We start from the raw sequence: 18,204 nt of genomic DNA on the forward strand, positions 1-18,204 counted from the left end.
AAAAACGTTGTATTTAAATAAGCTTCTTTTCCACTCCAGTTTTGTGGGAAAAGAGAGGGGGGGCATTTTATGGGTATCGAAAAGCTCCAGAAAGCTTATAGGAAGGGGGAACTAAACAAATACTAGAATAGTTTTCAGACAGATGTTCCTCGACCTTGGACTACCTCCAGAGCGGCTCGCGGAATTTGAATTTGAATATTCACCTACTGTGTGGTGATTTGATCGATTACCATCGCAATAAAACTGGATACGTACCTAAAATTTATCGGAGGGATCCCCTATCGGCGGGGGTAAGAATGCCGGTACGCTCCACCAGCACAGCAATACGCTGGATCTGAGTTACCTCCTTACGAGGCGGGATTATAGGCGATGGCCCAGCGAGGCGATCGGGTCTTACTGTCCAATTGTTCCTGGTAGTCCAGCCGATTGACCTTGGCCACGATGCCATCGATCTCATGTTCCAGGTCTTCCCGCTGGTCCTCCATGGTTTGGTGGTAGGTAATGACCTCCTCCACGTTCTCGCAGCGCTGAATGTGCCCATTGACCTTCAGCCCCCATGAGCGCAGTAGATTCAGGGCCTCCCAGTGCTTCTCTACGGTCAGCCCCGCCATCTCCAGGTGCATGATTTGGTAGAAAAAGATATCCAGAGGTCGCTTTGCTGTCTCCCGGTGGCCATGGGCTCCTGGCCACGCTCAGTCCGTTCCTGTCCAGTGCTCAAAGTCCTTGAGGTGCATGATGACCTCTCCCCGAACCGCCAGCACCGCAGGAATGCCCTGCTCATTCCGGCGCAATTTAAGGGGAACGGCCCGGATGGTTTTGATATTTTCGGTAACATCCTCTCCTCGCTTTCCGTCACCGCGGGTAGCGCCCCGGGTGTACGTGCCATCCTCATAGATAAGCTCCACGCTCAACCCGTCCCGTTTGGGCTCCACGATATACGATACCTCCTCCACGCCCAGTTCCTGCTTCACCCGGCGGTCAAAAGCTTTGAGTCCTTTCTTATCCGCGGTTTCCAGGCTGAGCAGGGGAGCCACGTGCTCCACCGTCTCGAACTCCTCTGCCGGCGGAGCGCCCACCCGCTGGGTAGGGGAATCAGGTGACTGGTACTGCGGAAACTGCTCCTCCAGCTCCTTCAGCTCTTCCAAAAGCTGGTCATACTCAGCATCTGAGATCTCCGGCTCGTTCTTTCTGAATGAGCGAATTACGCTCTTTGACGAATGAAAATTGCGTGCTTCCTAGCGACCATGAGCTTAGACACTAACGTATTCCCAACCGATAATCGCGCAGCCACGTAAGCATCTTCGATGCAAACTCCGGCGGTGTTAAGCTCGCATACGGGTGGTTCTCTCTTATTAATAGTTGCCTGTAGTGTTGTTGAAACTCAGATATTAGCCAATTCTTAACTAAGGAGGTATTTATACCAAACCAAAGTATCGAACCCAGTAATATCTCCACCCACTGCAGTGAAGTCGATGCTAACAACTTATGCTCAATCGGTACAGACTGGCCGCGCTGTTCATGTAAAAGACGGTCAACACGCATGAACTCATATATCCTATGTGCATACTCCGTAATTTCGCTATTCGTTGGATTGCCAAATCTAAATTCAGGGTGCGTTATATTAAATTGAACAAGCCCGTTATCTATAATTTCTTTAGTGTGTTTCTTCATAAGTCCCCATTTGCGTTCGTCCATATTCAACACATCCTACAAACATCGAAGCCATAACCACTGCAAATGCTACCCGGACTCACAACCTTATCAATCCAATAAAAACGTTGTAAATATATAAGCTTTTCGCTAGCGGCTTCAGCGGGCTCAGGTAGTACCAGCGATGAAATTGTCGCAAACGGGTTCAAAACGTATCATGAAGCCTGAAGATCAGCATTTTTACGGTTCAAGCACCGTACCTTTTTAACCACGCTCCGCAATTTGTTCCTCAATGTACCAAACGCTCGTGCAGACGGTCATCCCGGTCTTCTCGATCATCGTACTGGGGTATGTGATCGGCAGGATCCGTAAAATCGAGGTGCAGACGTTCGTTGACCTGATCGTGTACGTTGCAGCACCGTGCTTGATCTTCGCTTCGGTCTCCCGCAGTGATATCAACCTCACCGATTTCACCACCCTGGCAGGCGCGGCACTGGCGGTTATTCTCATCATGATGGCGGCCTCGTTCCTCATCCTGAGGCTGCTGGGAACCGCGAAAAAGGGTTTGTATCTGCCGCTCGTCTTCGGCAACACCAGCTATCTGGGCTATCCCGTCGCGCTCTTCGCTTTCGGCATGGACGGGCTCTCACGCGCGGTCGTCTACGACATGATGAACTCGCTCGTGATCTTCAGCCTCGGTATCTATGTGGTCAGTCACCGTAACGAGCTGCTCGAAGCCTTCAAACTCCCGCTGCTCTACGCCGTCCTCATCGGCTTAACCGTTAACCTGCTCCACCTACCCGTGCCCGACGTGCTCTTCAGGCCGGTAGAGATGATCGGCATGATCACCATTCCGCTCGCGTTGCTCGTGCTCGGCTACAAGCTCACGGAGATCAGGATCAGTGCGGCGAAGCTAGCGGTTTCAGCATCCCTGTTCAGGATCTGCGGCGGCTTCGCGGTTGCACTTGCGGTCAGTACGCTGCTGTCCCTCGAGGGCATGGTCAGGGACATACTGCTCCTTCAGGCCGCCATGCCCTCAGCCGTCATGGGAATGATCCTGGCCGCGAAATACGATCGTGACGCCGCTCTGGTTGCTTCGGTCGTACTGATCACCACGGTTATGAGCGTGGTCTCGATACCGCTCATCCTGACGTTTTTATGATCGGGTATACGCCCAGGAGTGCCCAAGTACACCTGGAGCCCACCAAACCATTCCTTACACGTTCTTTTCCTGCTCTGCTCTAATCCAGATTGCTGTTGCAACCGTGTTTATACTGCCTCATAACGCTCGTAGGCCAGGTATTTAAGTAGGGCTGGGTCATTATATCCTACGGTAGAAGCCGTGCGGGGCAGTAGGGTAGCCAGGTCTATCCTCGTGGCTTTGGGAGCCATGGACCCCAGTTCAAATCTGGGCTGCCCCATTACATTCAATCCACTCGAACGCTCGTTGCGCAAAACGGTTAGTAAAGCAAGTACAGGTGATGCGATTAACCGGCAGAAGGATGAACGCGCTCTGGCTCTATTACGCGAACGCGTGTGCAGCGGCGGTTCCCGCGGTAACGAGCGGATTAGAGGACGTTTTGGGACTGGAAGCGCACGAAATAGAGCTGTTTAACCCGGCAGAGTTCAAAAACGCGTACCATACACGACGAACCCAGTACAATGCCTCGAAGCTCCTCTCCGCGCTTATCCAGCACATGGCGCGTGTACCGTCGGCCAGGAATGCTGTCGCACTCTGGATGGTGCGTGACGATATGTACGTAACGGGCATGAATTTCGTCTTCGGGCTTGCACATACCGGCAAAGCAGCCGTGCTCTCCATTCACCGACTGTACTCTGAAGAGCTGATTGTTAAGGAGGCGATACACGAGCTGGGGCATGTCCTGGGGCTGCAGCACTGCACCAACGAGTGCGTAATGCGCTACTCGAATTCCCTGGCTGAGGCCGAGGCAAAGCCCGCGCGGCTCTGTGAGCGGTGTCGAGCCCGCATAAGCTATTTATAAGTAGGGCGTCGATCTACTCTCAGTATACCGAGCAATCCCCCCCGCACAGCAGCCATGAAGAATAAATCACTGGCGGATGTTACCGAAACCCAAACCCTGGTGAGAATCTTAGCGGTATGTGTCGTGCTGCTCGTGGTGGTCATCGCTCTCTTTGCCTACATGCTCTGGTGGAGCGGCCCTCAGAACAACGAGCACGTACAGAGAAACGGTCTCGAGATCGTTGACATCAAGATCACGGAGCCCACGCCATCACTGCTCAACGACAAATTCGCGGCCATTGATCTCGGCGAATCAGTGACCCTCACGATCACGGTTAAGAACACCGGCGAGAATATCACCTCCGGTGCGGACTATTCTGTCGGTATTGACGTGATCACCACGGATGGCGGCAAATACTGGAGCGTGCCGCCCCCGCAGTATGTCGGGATCGATCTGGGTCCCGGAGGAACCTCACGGCACACCTTCACCGCGACGAATAAACGCGAATTACCCTTCCGCGGGTCGTTCGAGCTACAGGGATGTGTACGGTTGCTCAGCACCGGCGAAGAGCTCTCACGAAGCAAGGCCGTGACCGTGGAAGTGCGGTATCCCGACTAAAGGAGGAAATGAAGCGGTAAGATCACCCGGTCTTCGCCTTTCTTCGCGCACGATATTCAAAGCAAAGCACGACCACGAGGACGAAGAGGCAGCCGAGGAAGAACCAGAGCCCGGGATGCATGAAGAGATCGAACCCTGCGCCTGCTTCCAGTGCCTTCTCCGGTAAGGGTGCGGGTGCATACGCCGGTGCCTCAGCACCGCCACCATACCCCTCCGGAACGGATCGTACAGCTACATCATCAACCGGACCCACACCCAGTCGCATCATCAATCCCTCGATCGCCAGCGAGCCGAAGACCGCAACCGCGATGATGGTCAGATAGCGCTTCAAGGCCGCGATTACGTCGCTTCTATCCGCCGTACCGGGTGCGATGACCACGTATTTCCGCTGTGGTGCGTACAGCTTCACCGGTTTCATCTTCCTGCTGTAGCGTGTCCGCGCGACCTTGACCAGTCCCGCCTCCGCCAGCTTCTCCAGGTTGTACTGTACCGTTGTCAGCGGAATTCCCAGCTTCTCCGCGATTTCCGTCGTTGACCGCGGCGCATCTGAGATGGTTTCCAGAATAGCACGAGCGGTATCGTTCGAAATGACCTGTGAGATGAGTTTCGAATTCTTGTCATTCAAGGGCAATATGAGCAGCTTCTCCTCAGCGAGTTCTGCAGTATCCTCCGTTCCGTTCTCGTGGTTACCAGAGTCTCGTATCATCGCTTCTTACTTTCTTGCTTTCATTTACCTCTTTTTAAAGCCTTTCATAGCTGCGATTTCGCCCGTAGCTTACCATAACCTTTTAAATCGGCGAACCGAACCGTCTTGTAGGCAGGTACTCGAGATGCGAAAAAATGTCGCGATCGTCGCGGTCATCGTGCTCTGTATACTCTCAGCGTCAATCGGCTATATGCTCAGTCCCGCATTTGATCCCGAAAAACAGGCGGATCATTACTCACGAGCGCCCGAGGGGGGGTTATACGATTCCCTACCGGTACCCGCGCCAGCCGGAAAAGGCGCAGCCGAAACCTCCTCGAGCGCCCTTACGCCGACTGCGGAGCAGAAGCTCATCCAGCGTGCCTCGCTGAGCATCGAAGTAGCGAACTATCAGACGGGCTCTGACGCACTCAGCCAGATCGTCGAACGAGCGGGCGGCTTCATTTCTGACTCATACTCGTACGTTACTCGCACGGATCGCAAGCGAGGTGATATAACGATCCGGGTGCCCAGCGATCAGTTTCTTATGGTACTTGCAGACCTGGAGAAACTCGGTACGGTAACCTCGCAGCACATCTCGGGTGAGGACGTCACGGAAGAGTATATCGATCTGCAGGCGCGGCTGAACAATTCGAAGCGTCAGGAGCAGCGGCTACTGGAGATCCTGGAGCGGGCCGAGACCGTGGAGGAGATCCTGGAGGTCGAGCGCGAGCTGGAGCGTGTCCGGAGCGGGATCGAGCAGATGACCGGCCGGATCACCTATTTGGAGAACCGGATCGAGCTTGCCACCATTACGGTATCCTTATATGAGCCGGAGCCGATAACGCAGAGCTGGGGCATACGGGACGCGCTTCGTGCGGCCTTTGGCGGGTTTGTTGCGGTGATACGGGGTCTGATAATCGCTGTAGGGTACGCATTACCGATTCTCATCCTGCTCGGGCTGGGCTGGATCATCAGATCGTGCATAGTACGAAGAAGGCGTGGCCGCACCGTGTAACCTGAGAAGATCAGGGGGAATAACGATCGCCACTACGTTGTTCGCGCGATCGCCCTTAACGGTACAACGTGCAGTTTCCCATCCTTTTCATACACGTCAGCGTCCACCTTAAACACCACCCGGATATTCTCCGGTGTGATGACCGTGGCCGGGTTGCCGACCGACAGGATTCCACCGCCATTCATGAGCACGATCTTGTCGGCGAACCGCGCGGCCAGGTTGAGATCGTGGATCGCCATCATCGCGGAGATCTCATTCTTGCGCACGATGCTCTTGACGGTGTGCATCACCTCGAGCTGGTGTCGAATGTCAAGATTAGAGGTTGGCTCGTCGAGTAAGAGCACCTCAGGCTCCTGCACGAGCGCGCGGGCAATAAAGACCTGCTGCATCTGGCCACCGCTCAACTCACTGATATCGCGCATGGCAAGATCCTCGATGTGGAGCATTTCCAGTGTGTGCAGAACCTTCTCCGTGTCCTGCTCGCTCGTACGCCAGCTGATGTGCGGTCGCCTGCCCATGAGCACCGCATCAAAGACGGTGATCGAGAAGGCTTGCGCGAGACTCTGCGGTATGTACCCGATCCTTCGGGCGAGCTCAAGCCGGCTCATATGGCTTATTTCCTCGCCGTCGAGCAGGATGGTGCCGTGCTGGGGATGAAGTATCCGATCGATGCATTTCAGGAGCGTGGATTTGCCCGCGCCGTTGGGGCCAAGGACGGCCACGATCTCCTTTGTGCCCACTTCCAGGCTCACACCCGCGAGTACGGGAGCACTTGCATAGCCGAACGCAAGGTCTTTTATTTTCAGGGTTACCATCTCTCCACCACCCTACCAATACTCCTTCTTTCTGCGCAAGATTAAGTAAAGGAAGAGCGGAACGCCGAGAAATGACGTGAGCAGTCCCACCGGCAGGATCGTCGGTGCTACAATTCTGCGCGCGACCGTATCAGCCGTGAGTAATATAACGGCACCACAGAGCCCGGAAGCAGGGATCAGATAGCGGTTATCGCCACCGATCACCATCCGGCACATATGCGGTGCCACCAACCCGATAAATCCGATAGTACCGGTGAAGCAAATCACCCCGGCAGTCATGACCGACGCGAGAATAAAGCACAGCACCCTCGTCTGATCCACATTGACGCCCAGGCTCTTCGCGCTCTCGTCGCCCGCACTCAGTGTATTCAAATCCCAGGATTTGAGCATGAGCAGTGGTATGCAGATGGCAAGGGTGATGACGACAAAGATCAACTTATCCCACGTGGCCCGGCCGAGACTCCCGAACATCCAGAAAACCACCTCGGCCACGGCCGCCTCCTCGCCAAAGTACTGGAGGAGCCCGGTCATCGCGGAGAAGAGGTACATCAACGCGATACCGGCGAGGATCATCGTCTCCGGTGTCGCGCTCCGGTAGCGTGAGAGGCCATAGATGATGAACGCGGAGAGAACAGCGAATACGAAAGCATTCGCGATGATCAAATACTGTCCAGCGGCAAAGCCTCTGCCCAGAATGATCGCGAGCGCCGCGCCGAAGCCGGCTGCGGATGCGATCCCCAGGGTGTAGGGGCTGGCTAACGGGTTACGGACCACGCTCTGCATCGTAGTTCCAGCGATAGCGAGTCCAATGCCCGCCAGAATGCCCATCACGATCGCCGGCAGCCGCAGGTTCCAGACCACGAGCTCTTTGGTCGTCTCCGGCTTACGGAAGAGCCCGTGCCAGATGATCGTATACACCTCAACGACCGAGATATGATAGGAGCCGAGCGTGGCCGCAACGCCCGCGATCAAGACGATCACGACGATCAAGGCCACCATGAAGATGAGCTTCCGAGCAGTAAAACGCTTGTACTGCGCTCGTATCTCATCGCCCGTCGTTCCCTTCTCCGCTCCAGACTGATTCCGGGTCATCTTATAGGTCCCCCGCGTTACCGGTTCTCGGCCGCGGCGTATGTGGCGTGCAGAGCCAGGGCTCTCGCAGGACTGCGGGACACCGCTTGTTCATACTGCACGAGCCACAGTTCCGATCACTTCGTATGCACCCTGCGCTGCGGGCATACTGCCGTGCGAGTTCCGCCCCCCGGGAACCAGCAAATGCCTGCTCCTGCGGGTACGCACCACCCCATTTGACGTTTTCCAGATGGTGCTCACAGCGCTTCCCGATCGCGTCCAGCTCGCTCGCAGACGGCCCGGGATGGTAATAGAGCATGAAACTCGGCCGGAAACCGATCAGGTGATAGGGTACGGACGGATCAATCGCGGCGATAAATTGCGCGATCTCTTCGATCTCAGTATCATTTATCCGCGGCACCACAACGGTTTTAAGCGCTCGTAGTTTGTCACGGTGTTTTATCAGGAAAGCAGCGTTCCGTAAAACGGGCTCAACCGGCGCACCACTCAACGCCAGATGCGTATCGTTGCGATAGGCATTGATCTCCAGCGTTATATACGAGCAGAGGTCAACGATCCGCTTCATGCTCGCTTCAGTGGCAAAGCCGTTAGTGGTTAAGCCTACCTGGAGGTGGGGCATCCGCTTCTTCGCCGCCCTTACTACCGCCTCGATGTACGGCAGGTGGATGGTCGGCTCGCCGCCGGTAAAGCCGAGCTTCTCGATGCCTGCGCCCTGTAATTTCTCGATCGCTTCGCGCGCAAGCTCTTCAGGATCTATGTATCCGCGGTAGAACCAGTTGGTGTCGGGATACTGCGAGAGTCGATATGCGTTACAGTAGAGGCAGCGGAAATTGCAGCCCAGCAACGTAACCGAGTAGCTCTCGAGCGATTCCGCCAGACAGGTGTACGCCACCTCGGGAACGTTGACCTTACAGACCCCCACCGCTTCGATCCTGTTCACCCCACAATCCCATGCGCACAATCTGCACTCTCTGAAGTCTTGCATGATCCTCATATCTGTTCATTCATTGATACGGGGCGATACGGTGCTCCTGTGCCATGCTACGCCCTTCTCACGCCCCCACCTACGTCCTCAAAGTGGTCACGCCGGAGTACGCGAGCACCTTCCCTTCGCCCCCCGGATACTCAACGCGCAAGAACTCCTCGAGGAACTCCTGCGAGACGTGCCCGGGCTCGATCGGGAGCTCAGGATGGAAGAGCTTGGCAAGCAGCACGAACCCATAGGTGTGCTCAAAACCGTTCGTGACAGACCACGGTACAGCGTAGATCTGGTTGTTCACGGTAGCATTCAGGGTTCCCCAGGATTTCCCAGCCATGAGCTGCTGCAGGAGATTTGCCGGCTCGGTTGCGGTATTCCACCAGCCGAAGACGTTGCCACAGATCATGATGACCGTATCCGGATTCTTGGCCAACACCCATTCAGCGTTAACTTTGGGATAGCCCGTCGTGGCGTATTCGGTGATCGGCCGCGCTCCAGCCTTCTCAGCGAGCAGGTAGAGCGTTGAGCCTGGCCCGTAGCTACTGATATCTGAGGTCTTACCGATCGCGCCGGAGGTATAGGTCAGAAAGACCTCTGGCTTTTCACGGCCCGTAACGAACTCCTCCACCTGTGCCAGGTAACCGTTATGCCAGGCGATATAGCGCGCTGCTGCGTGCTCCTTCTCCAGGAGGAAAGCAAGTTCCTCCAGCTCCTCGAAGATCTGGTCATACTCCGCAGTGACATAGAGATAGAAGCCGACCACGGTAATATCAAATCCCTTGAGCTTATCTTCTGCTACATTCACATTGATCGTGCCCGCCGGCGAAACGATCAACAGGTCGGGATGCAGTGCCACTATGGTCTCCCAATCAACTTCCTTCCACGTTCCCACCACGGGTTGCTGCGAGGTGGCGGGGAAATAAAACGAAAAGTCCTTGACCGTCTCGCTTATGCCGACGACCCTATGCTCGGCGCCGAGGATCTGTATCGCGCGCGCACCATCTGAACTGAGAACAACGATCTTCTTCACCGGTCGATAAATCGTTACGGTCCGGCCCGCGGTATCCACAATGCTTCGTGGCGCGCCATTCCAGTAGACGTAAACGTGAGCGGCATCCCGTAAATCTTCCAGGGAGAGATCGCCCGTACCGTGGAGATAACGGAAGATGTTCGCTACCAGTTCACGCTCGTCCAGATTTCCATTGCCATCGTCGTCGCCGGGTATCCCGGCGGCTGCAGCAGGCATGAACGATAGCGAAGCCATGCAGAGTAGCAGGATCAAGAGGGCGAGCCCTGCTGTTACGGCTCTCATTCCCGGCGGCCTCCGGTGCTCCTCAGGACTATAAGCACAAGCAGTACGGTGACCAGTGAAACGATGAGAGAGAGCACTCCGAACCCGGGAACCGCAGGCTCCGAGTCAGCACGGGGCGTTTCTGTGGACGTGCCGGGTTGTGCAGAAGTAGACGGCATCTCGCCCCCACCCACAACAACGGTCGTTGCTGCGATACTGCCCTCGCCCGCGCCAAGCAGATCGATCCATGTGCCCGTGAATGTTCCGGTACCCGACGCAGGAGCCTTTATCCGGTAGCTCACGACCGTCTCGTCCATAACGACGAAGGCAAGCTCATGCCCGGAGACCTCATGGTTTTTGCACGTCGTGCTCACGAAGTCGAACCCATCCGGGATCGTCTCACGTATACCAACAACCAGCGGGGGTTCCGCGTCCATCGTGAGTGTCACCTCGAACTCAGCACCGGGCACGGGGTCACTCAGCACGGACCTGGTCACGCCGCCTACGTCCGCGCCCTGCACCGCGCTCATCATGCCCGCACAGAACACGGAACTCACCAGTATGAGCAAGAAAAGCATTATTAACACGTTTTTGCCGTTTCCCGTGCTACGTACTCTTCTCATTCCGCCCCTCCCGGCTCATCACCACACGCGCGATCACAACACATGATCATGATATCTTTTATTCCTGCTGTTATATATCTCTCTGTATAGTTAACAAGAGAGAGAATATTTCACGAGTATTTTAATATCAAGAACCACCTCAGTATCTACAGACGCGAAGCTGATCTGAGGCGAGAGAGCGAGAGACCACACGGAGATCAACCGACCATGGGAGGGGCGATGAAGAAGGCGGTACAGCGCAAAGGAGTAACGGTACGACTCTGCGTCGTTGCCGTGCTGATGGCCGTGACGCTCGGAGCTGTAGTACCGCTCCTCTCGGCGACCACCATCACGGACACCCAGACGATCTCGAGCCAGGGGGAGCTCTTTGACGTTAACTTCGGCGCCGTCACGATCTGGCTGGACGGTGAGACGTCCAAGATATTGCAGGGGCAGGCCATTCAATTTTACAATCGCAGCGGCGGACCGGTGGCGACGGTAACGTTAACGGGTATTTCAGGCGACGCGGAAGATCACGAGCAGTTCTCTGATAGTAGTGGCAAGCTCGACACCGGGCTCAAACCACTAAAGGTGGGTACCTATCGCGCGAACTGTACAGAAGGGTGCGATAACACCACGATCACGGTCGAAGAGCCGTACCTGAGGTTGAAGCTCAAGCGGAACGGTAAAACGATCACGAGCATACCGGAAGGTTCAGGCTTTAATATCGAGCTGAACACCAATCTGGACCTGTATGATGGTGTCACTCTTGTGGTGAAAGACCCCGGTGGGAACACACGCAAGGCAAATGCTGATGGGACGGTCTTTGACACTGTTAACGTTGATCATCTTACTGACCTGGAAATCACCACTGCGGGCTGGGAGCTGGGCACGTACACCTTCCAGGTTCTTACGGAGGAGTACGCGCGAGGGCTCGATGCGGAGAGCAGCAGGGAGAAATTGGAGATCGTGAGCGGCGAGTTGAAGATAGAAGCGCAGAAGACCGAGATCGTCGAGTTGGAGAACATACGACTTACGGTTACCGGGCTTCCGGATCTCGAGATCGCGCTCGTCGTGGCACGGAACGGTGAGCGTGCGATATTCCCCGCGAGCAGGAATGACAACCCCCCCAGCGAAACCTACGGCGGGTTCACGGATACCATCGGCGCGGAAGGCGAGATGGTTTATCTCGTTCATTTTGATCGAATCGGCTCGTACACGGTTAAGGTGCAGGACCGGAACAGCAATGCTGAGGATTACGTCGACATCGCGGTTATAAAGAAGAAAGTGACGTTCACCATTCCGGAGACCTGTGCGATCGGGTCGGATCTCATTATCAGCGGCACGGCGAATACTGGCAAGACGGTGGACATTGCCATTGAGGATGTCGTTGTGAGGGCAGGCGTGGCGATAGACAGCGCCGGTAAGTTCGAGGTGAAGCTGCGCACGCCTGAAACCTACGGGACCGGGACTGAAGATGCGATCAAGATCCGTGGCTTCATCAACGGTGGTTTTTCCGATGGTGAAGATATCTCGGAGTTCAACGATGACGGCTCGACCCTGGTTCTCATGGTCTTAGGTGGCCTCACGGCAGAGTCCTCGGTTGCCCTGGTGCCGCCCGGGGATTCGTTTACGCTCAGCGGCACCGCACTGGGCACGAAGGTGGTGGATATCCTGGTCGTCGCGCCGAAAGGCGGGAGTGGGCGCGGGATGAACCCGACGAATTCAGAGGAGAACGGCTTGCCGAGCGGGATCATTTATGAGACCGCGTCGGTCAGCAGCGCCACGTCTCTGTGGTCCGTTGAGCTGAGGGTAGATAAAAATGCAGACTCCGGGCAGTACCTCGCGTTCGTGCTCACACCGGGACGGAACCAGGTTTATGACGGCGTTCGGAACGCGTCAGTGCTGGACGGTGTAGCGGAAAAGTATTTCAGTGGTGATCTGAGCCTGCTGGGGGCGAAGACGCAGGAGCAGATAAAGGCGATTCTGACAGAAGCGACGACTGGTGCTCCGGGCAGCGACGATCTCATGAAGACGGTGAAAGTCACTGTTGGGCTGGCTGAGGTGATGCTCTATCCGCTTGATGATGTTGTGCTTGGCGAGAACCTCACGGTACACGGTGCCTCGAACAGAGAGGGGCAGACCATCATCGTCAGGGTGCTGGGCCCGCTTACGCTCGGCCCGCAGTTCGTCACGGTCAATAATGGCGTGTTCACGGCCACGTTCAGTACGCTGAAAGCACTGACCGGGGAGTACACGGTGGAAGCTAACGATGGTGAGGGACATACCGATACGAAGGCAGTAAAGATCGTTACGCCGACCCGTTCGCGGGAAGAGCCGTCCGTGACACCGGCAGCCACGAGCGCACCCACGACATCTTCACCCGCACCGGGTGCAGCACCGGTAACAACGCCGGCGCCAGAGTCAGAGCCCGTGGAACCCGCAGGTTTGCAGCAGCTGCCCGTACCGGGATTTGGTGCTCTGGTACTGCTGCTCGCCGTACTGATCGTTTCTCTGCTCGCTGCGATCACGCGAAAGAGGAGCGGCTAGCTAACTCAGCTTATCCCTCGTGTTCTGAAGAACAGGAATGCGCCGCACACGAGCATGAGCAACACCACAACGCATTCGAAGCCCGGCGCTTCGGTGCTTGCCGGTTCCGTGCTTTGCTCAGTCGCGGGCACTACTACCGTTGGCGCTGGTAGCGTCGCGACTGGTGTCGGTACGGGTGTGGGTTTCGGGGTGGCGGGTGACGCAAGCGTGGTGACCGGGCCGGCAGTTACGGCGAAGAGCGAAAAGCCAGGTGTAACCGCCTCGAAATACACGGTGGCGTTCTCCATCTCAGCGATGTTCGCGGTGGGTAGTGCACTCCACCCCTCGCGTTCGTGATACCGGTTCAACGTCACCGCTTCTGCAGCAACCCGGTTCTCCGCGATCCACGAGGTTGCCACCTTGAACTCGATTCGCCCTGCTATACTCGCGTCCTCGTCGTGATCCACGGAGATCTGGAAGAAAACGTAGGGTATGCCTGAGGGATCAGGAATCCCGAAGGGTTTCTCAACTCGTTCCACAACCACTTTCGCATCGCTCACACTGCTAGCAGCGGTGAGCGCGAGCAGAGAGACGTCCATGTCCTGGAAGACCATTGCCACTTCCTTTCCTGGATCCAGCCGCGGAATAATTCGAGTTGCCTTTGTTACTGCCGTTGCAGGCGCGGTGGACGGTATGGTCGAAGTCGTTGTGGCCGCACTCTCTTTTGCGCTCGAGCCGCCACTACCACCGCTACCGTCTTCTTCCGCTACCTCTTTATACGTGACCACGAGGACTGCCGTTGCCGGCATCATGTTATCGCCGTCGTCGCCCTGAACGACCTCATTATTCTTCGGTTCAAGGTACCGGGTGACGTCAATTGCAACAACTCCCTGTTGCGCTTCATTCGCCCCGACTTCCATGGACAGACCTTCGAGATCTGCACGCCATGCGTGGAAATACCCGTTGTACAGCCCTTTGCCCAGCTCACGACCGTTGAATTCGATGAGATCATCCTCGGCATCGTCCGCCCAGGGTGTGATCACACCGAGCACCGCTTTTTCCACTTCTTGATCGAGATGCTCGCCGGTGAATCGGGCGCTGTTACGGCACGAATCCAGCCCGAGGAACCCGCCGTCCGATCGGCGCCCGCCCATGAGGATGTCCGCGCCCTCGGTGATCCAGTACTCACGCAGTGGTGCCGTGTTGTCCTCATAGACGACGAGCAGCGCTGGTGCGGCGAATGAGTACTCGTCGGTAAAGTCGTCATCGCTACCATCATTGATGTTCTCGACGGTCACGACGTATGTTCCATTCGCGCGCACGTAATTCGTGAGATCGTAGGCGTACGTGCCCCAAGCGTGAAACCTGAAATTGAGGAAATCGCCCTTGAGGTCGTTATAGCTCGCGTCCAGTCTCAGCTCGGTGGAGGTACCGCCCGGAGTCTGCATCGTGAGCTGTATCTTCGGCGCTTTCGGTCTCGAGCTTTTGGGTTCCGCCCACGTGTAATAGAGATACAATCGCGCGAGCTTGGTGCTGCCCGGAATCTGCACATTGTAATTGATCTTATAGGGTGAGCCATAAACGGTCCCGCTATCACGCGATTTGTCACTGCGATAGACCGCATCGCCCGTGGTGATGATCATGCCACCACGTAGCAGGTCATGCGCATACTCTTCCAGAGGCTGATCCGCCGCAAAACCGTTCCAGACGACTTTCTGCTCCCGAGTCAATTCATTATTTGTCTCGTTGAGCTCCTGCACCGCTTCATCTTCGTCTACCACAGCACTCAGCGTGTAGATCCTGCTGGTGTTCCTATAACTCAATTTTGCGCCCTGTGCCGTGTCCGTCCAGCTCAAAGGGTCCTCACCTTCCGGCGTCCACGGGAATTTTAACTCTCGGGCCTGACCAGCGCCCAGGTCTTCAATCGTTTCACTGCCGATCAAATCGCCATCCGCGTAGAGTGCCATCTTACAAACCTCGGCGGTTGTAGTTCCGTTGTTTTGCACCGTGACATTCACGTAATTCCGCAGATTGAAAAAAGGATCACCCATGGCGAGGCCATACTCGTCTGACCAGCGGTAGTGGTAGGGCTTGATCGCCGTAATGGTAAGGTCTGGCAGCTCCGCACCATCGCCCGGCGATGCTGCAGGATGCTGCGCGAGCACTGGTGCCGAGGAAGCGAGCAAAACGAGGAACATGAGAACTGCTCCTGCGCATACTGGTGCGAACGTCCCGATCGCTACTATGCCGCGATGAGCCCTCTTCTCACTGGCGGTCGTCATAATATAGTTTAAAGGCTGGAATTGCCTTATCGTACTCCTTTCCGTTAACGTCGGTAAAGGACGTGCACCTGATGACCCCTCCCGCCACCGGTAACTCGTCCTGATGGTGCAGCTGCGGATACGAGCCCGTTCTGATCTCGTAGTTGTAGGTTTTCCCTTTTTCAAGCGTGACCGGCCCGTCAAACGTCAGGTTGCGCCAATCGCCCAGATATCCCCGCCACGAAGCGCTCGTGTTCAGCCCGTTCCCGTAGATCCGCACATATTCGGTATGCCCGCCGGTACCCGCACAAGGATAGGTATAGATGGTGTTTAGCGTTATGTTAGTGGTAACCTCTATGGTGCCCCTATGGATTCCCGGGATACTAGGATAAGGGTTTTCTGGCAATCCCGTGTCGAGTTCAGTCTTCTCGGGCGAATATTCGAGTGTTAGGATCGCGAGCGGCACGTTTATGAACGTATCCTCGCAGCGGCTGTACACGGCACGGTTCTCGGATTCGCCTACATACGGCGAGACGTTCCAGGTGTTCAGCTCGAAGGTGTTGCTGTCCATCAAGCTCGTGTCCAACGAATAGCCATTAAAAGTCACGCCGGTACTGCAGGGCGGATCATAGGCGGTCAGAAGCACCATCGCTAACTGCGCGCCTGTGAGGTTAGCAGGGTCTACGGTACCATTAAAGTACGTGGTTCCGGTATTATGCTCACCAACAGGCGGAAAAACGGGTGCATCATAGTGGAGTGCATCGTTGCCATCGTTCAGCCAGTAGTGGATAATCTTCGGATTGTCCCCGCCTTCGTAGATCACCACCAGGACAATGCCGTAGACTCGGCCATCAAAGGCGCCATAGGTTTCATTGATCTTACGGGCGCGTGCGGTGTTCACAGCACCTGCGGTTACCAGATCAGTGACGTTATAGTAGAGCCAGTGTTTGCCGTGCGTCGTGCACCATACAGTGGGGTTCGTATCATCCTTACCCTGCAGATGAATCGATCCGAGGCCGTTGCGGTCGCTGATGCCGTTGAAGGTGACGTTAACCCAGCCCTGGTAATTCGCGGTGCCGCCCCAGAAGCCGGTGCACAGGTACGCCCATTGCACGGTACCATTGGGTACCGATGAGGTCAGTGATAAATCTTTTGAGCCGTTCCAGGGCACGTAATCGATGAACACACCGCCGTTTACCGTACCGCTCGCTCGTGTCTCCAGAGGCCAGCCACAGAAGTTGTAATCAGCAGAAGCGGGCGTGATCACCATTACCAGTGCCAGCGCGATCACGACGCCCAGTGCGAGCTGCTTCTTGTGCATGTTCTTATGAGCGGGGATAATAGTGGTGAGAATTAGTTTCCCCCGAGGGTGTTCTCGTGCATGACCTGCGTTATGCATTGCCGTTCTTCCTCCGCGTCAGGTAGGCAAGCGCTAGGAGACCACCGATTGCGAATACCGCTTCGAAACCGGGCTCTTCAGGTGCCGGTGTCGCAGGTGCGGGTGTCGCAGGTGCTGGCGTTGGCACTGGCACGGGTGTTGGTACCGGCGTGGCTGGCGCTGGTGCAGGTGTTGCCGGCACTGGCGTTACCGGTGCTGCTACTGCGCCCGGGTAGTCGCTCGGATCATGGGGATCGGTACCCGCTAAGATCTCTTCGAGATCCGTGAAGCCATCGCCATCGGAGTCACGCGGAGTTCCACCGCCGCCACCGCTTCTTATCGGTTGTGGTTCCGGCTCGTATTCCACTACGAGGAACGCATTACTCGCTTCCATGTAATCGCCACTGCTCTGGAACCCCGCTTCGTTTGTCGCGGCCAGATACGCCGTCACGTCGCGATCGTCGATTCCGATCTGCGAAATGCCCGCGTAGTTCCAGACGTTGGTCCAGATCTGCCCGTTGAAGAGCAGCTCACCTTCGTCCGGACCCCCACCGGGCGCAACGGTGATCAAACGCGCGCTGCGCACCGTGCTGAGTTCGACCGAGCCGGCGAACGGCGCGTAGGCCGTCGCCTCCTCCGGCGTGGTGCATGCGGACGGACCGCCATAGAGCAGGTCGAACTCCTCATTGATGTATATCTTCTTCATCAGCTCGGTTGCATCCGCGTAAATCACCACGAGCATCATGCCGCGCAGTGATGGATTACCCGCAACGGGATTCAGGTTCGTCAGGATCGCGGTGTTCCCCGCAGTGCTGAAGCCGGTGCTGACATCGTAGGCCAGTATGCCGTAGGGATAATCGCTGCCCGCATAGCCCTTGCGATCCGTGTAGAATGCATCGCGTGTCTGTGCGAGGCCATTGAAGCTCAGGCTGACAGTATCCGGCATTCCCTGTTCTTTATCCCAGGTATAGAGCACGTACAATCTCGCTGCTTCGACTGATGCCGCGGCTGGGACTGGCAGGTCGCTCGCAGCCCAGGTGACCGTATAGGTGGTCCAGGGCGCCGAGGACCCGCTCAGATACTGGCTATCGCCGGTCGAATAGAGCAGGTCACCCCTGAGCTCGAAGGTCCGCCAGGTCGTGATGTCACTCCCGCCGGTGTAGCGTTTACCTTTATAGCCGTTATTCACGACCGTCTTTTCACGCTCTAACGTGTTGTTCGTCTCGTTGGACTCGGTGATCTCGTTATCAGCGTCTGCTGTCACTGTTATGGTGACTGCAGTCCCTGCTGTTCGAATCGTAGGATCG

The 18,204-nt window shown here is 56.3% G+C and carries 16 protein-coding genes and 1 tRNA gene; 6 read left to right on the top strand and 11 right to left on the bottom strand.

Annotation, left to right across the window (positions count from 1 at the left end):
- Positions 1-347: 347 nt before the first annotated feature.
- The gene (locus tag ENN68_09470; GenBank protein ID HDS46289.1) at positions 348-623 is read right to left on the bottom strand and encodes a hypothetical protein; all 276 of its coding nucleotides are present in this window, start codon (positions 621-623) and stop codon (positions 348-350) included.
- A gap of 69 nt (positions 624-692) precedes the next feature.
- Complete coding sequence (locus ENN68_09475; GenBank protein ID HDS46290.1) at positions 693-1,202, bottom strand: hypothetical protein; 510 nt, start codon at positions 1,200-1,202, stop codon at positions 693-695.
- Between the two features lie 740 nt (positions 1,203-1,942).
- Between ENN68_09475 and ENN68_09480 the strand changes: the two genes are divergently transcribed.
- The 4 genes from ENN68_09480 to ENN68_09495 all read left to right on the top strand — a co-directional run bounded on the left by ENN68_09480 (position 1,943) and on the right by ENN68_09495 (position 4,250).
- A complete protein-coding gene (locus tag ENN68_09480) occupies positions 1,943-2,812 on the top strand; it encodes an AEC family transporter (protein HDS46291.1) in 870 nt (289 codons plus the stop codon).
- Between the two features lie 184 nt (positions 2,813-2,996).
- A tRNA-Pro gene (locus tag ENN68_09485) sits at positions 2,997-3,071 on the top strand.
- A 57-nt stretch (positions 3,072-3,128) separates the two neighbouring features.
- On the top strand, positions 3,129-3,653 hold the full coding sequence (locus tag ENN68_09490; protein ID HDS46292.1) for a peptidase: 525 nt from the start codon (positions 3,129-3,131) through the stop codon (positions 3,651-3,653).
- Between the two features lie 54 nt (positions 3,654-3,707).
- Entirely contained in the window at positions 3,708-4,250 is a 543-nt protein-coding gene (locus ENN68_09495) for a hypothetical protein (protein ID HDS46293.1), read from the top strand.
- 22 nt (positions 4,251-4,272) lie between these two features.
- On the opposite strand, the gene ENN68_09500 is transcribed toward ENN68_09495, so the two are convergent.
- The gene (locus ENN68_09500; protein HDS46294.1) at positions 4,273-4,956 is read right to left on the bottom strand and encodes an ArsR family transcriptional regulator; all 684 of its coding nucleotides are present in this window, start codon (positions 4,954-4,956) and stop codon (positions 4,273-4,275) included.
- Between ENN68_09500 and ENN68_09505 the strand changes: the two genes are divergently transcribed.
- Positions 4,802-5,950 carry a DUF4349 domain-containing protein gene (locus tag ENN68_09505; GenBank protein ID HDS46295.1) on the top strand — a complete coding sequence of 383 codons (1,149 nt, stop codon included), beginning with the start codon at positions 4,802-4,804 and terminating at the stop codon, positions 5,948-5,950. The genes ENN68_09500 and ENN68_09505 overlap by 155 nt on opposite strands.
- Positions 5,951-5,982: 32 nt before the next feature.
- Here the strand turns inward: ENN68_09505 and ENN68_09510 are convergent, their stop codons facing one another.
- The 5 genes from ENN68_09510 to ENN68_09530 all read right to left on the bottom strand — a co-directional run bounded on the left by ENN68_09510 (position 5,983) and on the right by ENN68_09530 (position 10,750).
- Positions 5,983-6,765 carry an ABC transporter ATP-binding protein gene (locus tag ENN68_09510; protein HDS46296.1) on the bottom strand — a complete coding sequence of 261 codons (783 nt, stop codon included), beginning with the start codon at positions 6,763-6,765 and terminating at the stop codon, positions 5,983-5,985.
- Between the two features lie 12 nt (positions 6,766-6,777).
- Positions 6,778-7,857, bottom strand: coding sequence for an iron ABC transporter permease (locus ENN68_09515; protein HDS46297.1), 1,080 nt, complete (start codon positions 7,855-7,857; stop codon positions 6,778-6,780).
- 1 nt (position 7,858) lies between these two features.
- Positions 7,859-8,842, bottom strand: a complete 984-nt coding sequence (locus ENN68_09520; GenBank protein HDS46298.1) for a radical SAM protein — start codon at positions 8,840-8,842, stop codon at positions 7,859-7,861.
- Positions 8,843-8,921: 79 nt separating this feature from the next.
- Complete coding sequence (locus ENN68_09525) at positions 8,922-10,148, bottom strand: ABC transporter substrate-binding protein (GenBank protein HDS46299.1); 1,227 nt, start codon at positions 10,146-10,148, stop codon at positions 8,922-8,924.
- Positions 10,145-10,750, bottom strand: a complete 606-nt coding sequence (locus ENN68_09530) for a hypothetical protein (protein ID HDS46300.1) — start codon at positions 10,748-10,750, stop codon at positions 10,145-10,147. Before ENN68_09530 ends, ENN68_09525 begins: the two co-directional genes overlap by 4 nt.
- Before the next feature lie 207 nt (positions 10,751-10,957).
- Here ENN68_09530 and ENN68_09535 point away from each other — a divergent pair, with 207 nt between their 5' ends.
- On the top strand, positions 10,958-13,279 hold the full coding sequence (locus tag ENN68_09535) for a hypothetical protein (protein ID HDS46301.1): 2,322 nt from the start codon (positions 10,958-10,960) through the stop codon (positions 13,277-13,279).
- A gap of 5 nt (positions 13,280-13,284) precedes the next feature.
- On the opposite strand, the gene ENN68_09540 is transcribed toward ENN68_09535, so the two are convergent.
- The 3 genes from ENN68_09540 to ENN68_09550 form a co-directional block, all read right to left on the bottom strand.
- Positions 13,285-15,540, bottom strand: coding sequence for a DUF3344 domain-containing protein (locus tag ENN68_09540; protein ID HDS46302.1), 2,256 nt, complete (start codon positions 15,538-15,540; stop codon positions 13,285-13,287).
- Positions 15,524-16,918 (bottom strand): DUF3344 domain-containing protein, encoded by a 1,395-nt coding sequence (locus ENN68_09545; protein HDS46303.1) that lies wholly within the window; start codon positions 16,916-16,918, stop codon positions 15,524-15,526. The genes ENN68_09540 and ENN68_09545 overlap by 17 nt, the downstream gene beginning before the upstream one ends.
- Positions 16,911-18,204 (bottom strand): DUF3344 domain-containing protein (locus tag ENN68_09550; protein ID HDS46304.1); only part of this gene is annotated, 1,294 nt, incomplete at its 5' end. The genes ENN68_09550 and ENN68_09545, both read right to left, overlap by 8 nt.

This window comes from Methanomicrobia archaeon (assembly GCA_011049045.1).
Classification (GTDB): domain Archaea; phylum Halobacteriota; class Syntropharchaeia; order Alkanophagales; family Methanospirareceae; genus JACGMN01.

Coding starts and splice junctions, on each gene's coding strand:
- ENN68_09510 (HDS46296.1), bottom strand. CDS start 6,765: ATGGTAACCCTGAAAATAAAAGACCTTGCGTTCGGCTATGCAAGTGCT.
- ENN68_09530 (HDS46300.1), bottom strand. CDS start 10,750: ATGAGAAGAGTACGTAGCACGGGAAACGGCAAAAACGTGTTAATAATG.
- ENN68_09520 (HDS46298.1), bottom strand. CDS start 8,842: ATGCAAGACTTCAGAGAGTGCAGATTGTGCGCATGGGATTGTGGGGTG.
- ENN68_09535 (HDS46301.1), top strand. CDS start 10,958: ATGGGAGGGGCGATGAAGAAGGCGGTACAGCGCAAAGGAGTAACGGTA.
- ENN68_09500 (HDS46294.1), bottom strand. CDS start 4,956: ATGATACGAGACTCTGGTAACCACGAGAACGGAACGGAGGATACTGCA.
- ENN68_09480 (HDS46291.1), top strand. CDS start 1,943: ATGTACCAAACGCTCGTGCAGACGGTCATCCCGGTCTTCTCGATCATC.
- ENN68_09515 (HDS46297.1), bottom strand. CDS start 7,857: ATGACCCGGAATCAGTCTGGAGCGGAGAAGGGAACGACGGGCGATGAG.
- ENN68_09540 (HDS46302.1), bottom strand. CDS start 15,540: ATGACGACCGCCAGTGAGAAGAGGGCTCATCGCGGCATAGTAGCGATC.
- ENN68_09545 (HDS46303.1), bottom strand. CDS start 16,918: ATGCATAACGCAGGTCATGCACGAGAACACCCTCGGGGGAAACTAATT.
- ENN68_09495 (HDS46293.1), top strand. CDS start 3,708: ATGAAGAATAAATCACTGGCGGATGTTACCGAAACCCAAACCCTGGTG.
- ENN68_09505 (HDS46295.1), top strand. CDS start 4,802: ATGGTTTCCAGAATAGCACGAGCGGTATCGTTCGAAATGACCTGTGAG.
- ENN68_09470 (HDS46289.1), bottom strand. CDS start 623: ATGCACCTGGAGATGGCGGGGCTGACCGTAGAGAAGCACTGGGAGGCC.
- ENN68_09525 (HDS46299.1), bottom strand. CDS start 10,148: ATGAGAGCCGTAACAGCAGGGCTCGCCCTCTTGATCCTGCTACTCTGC.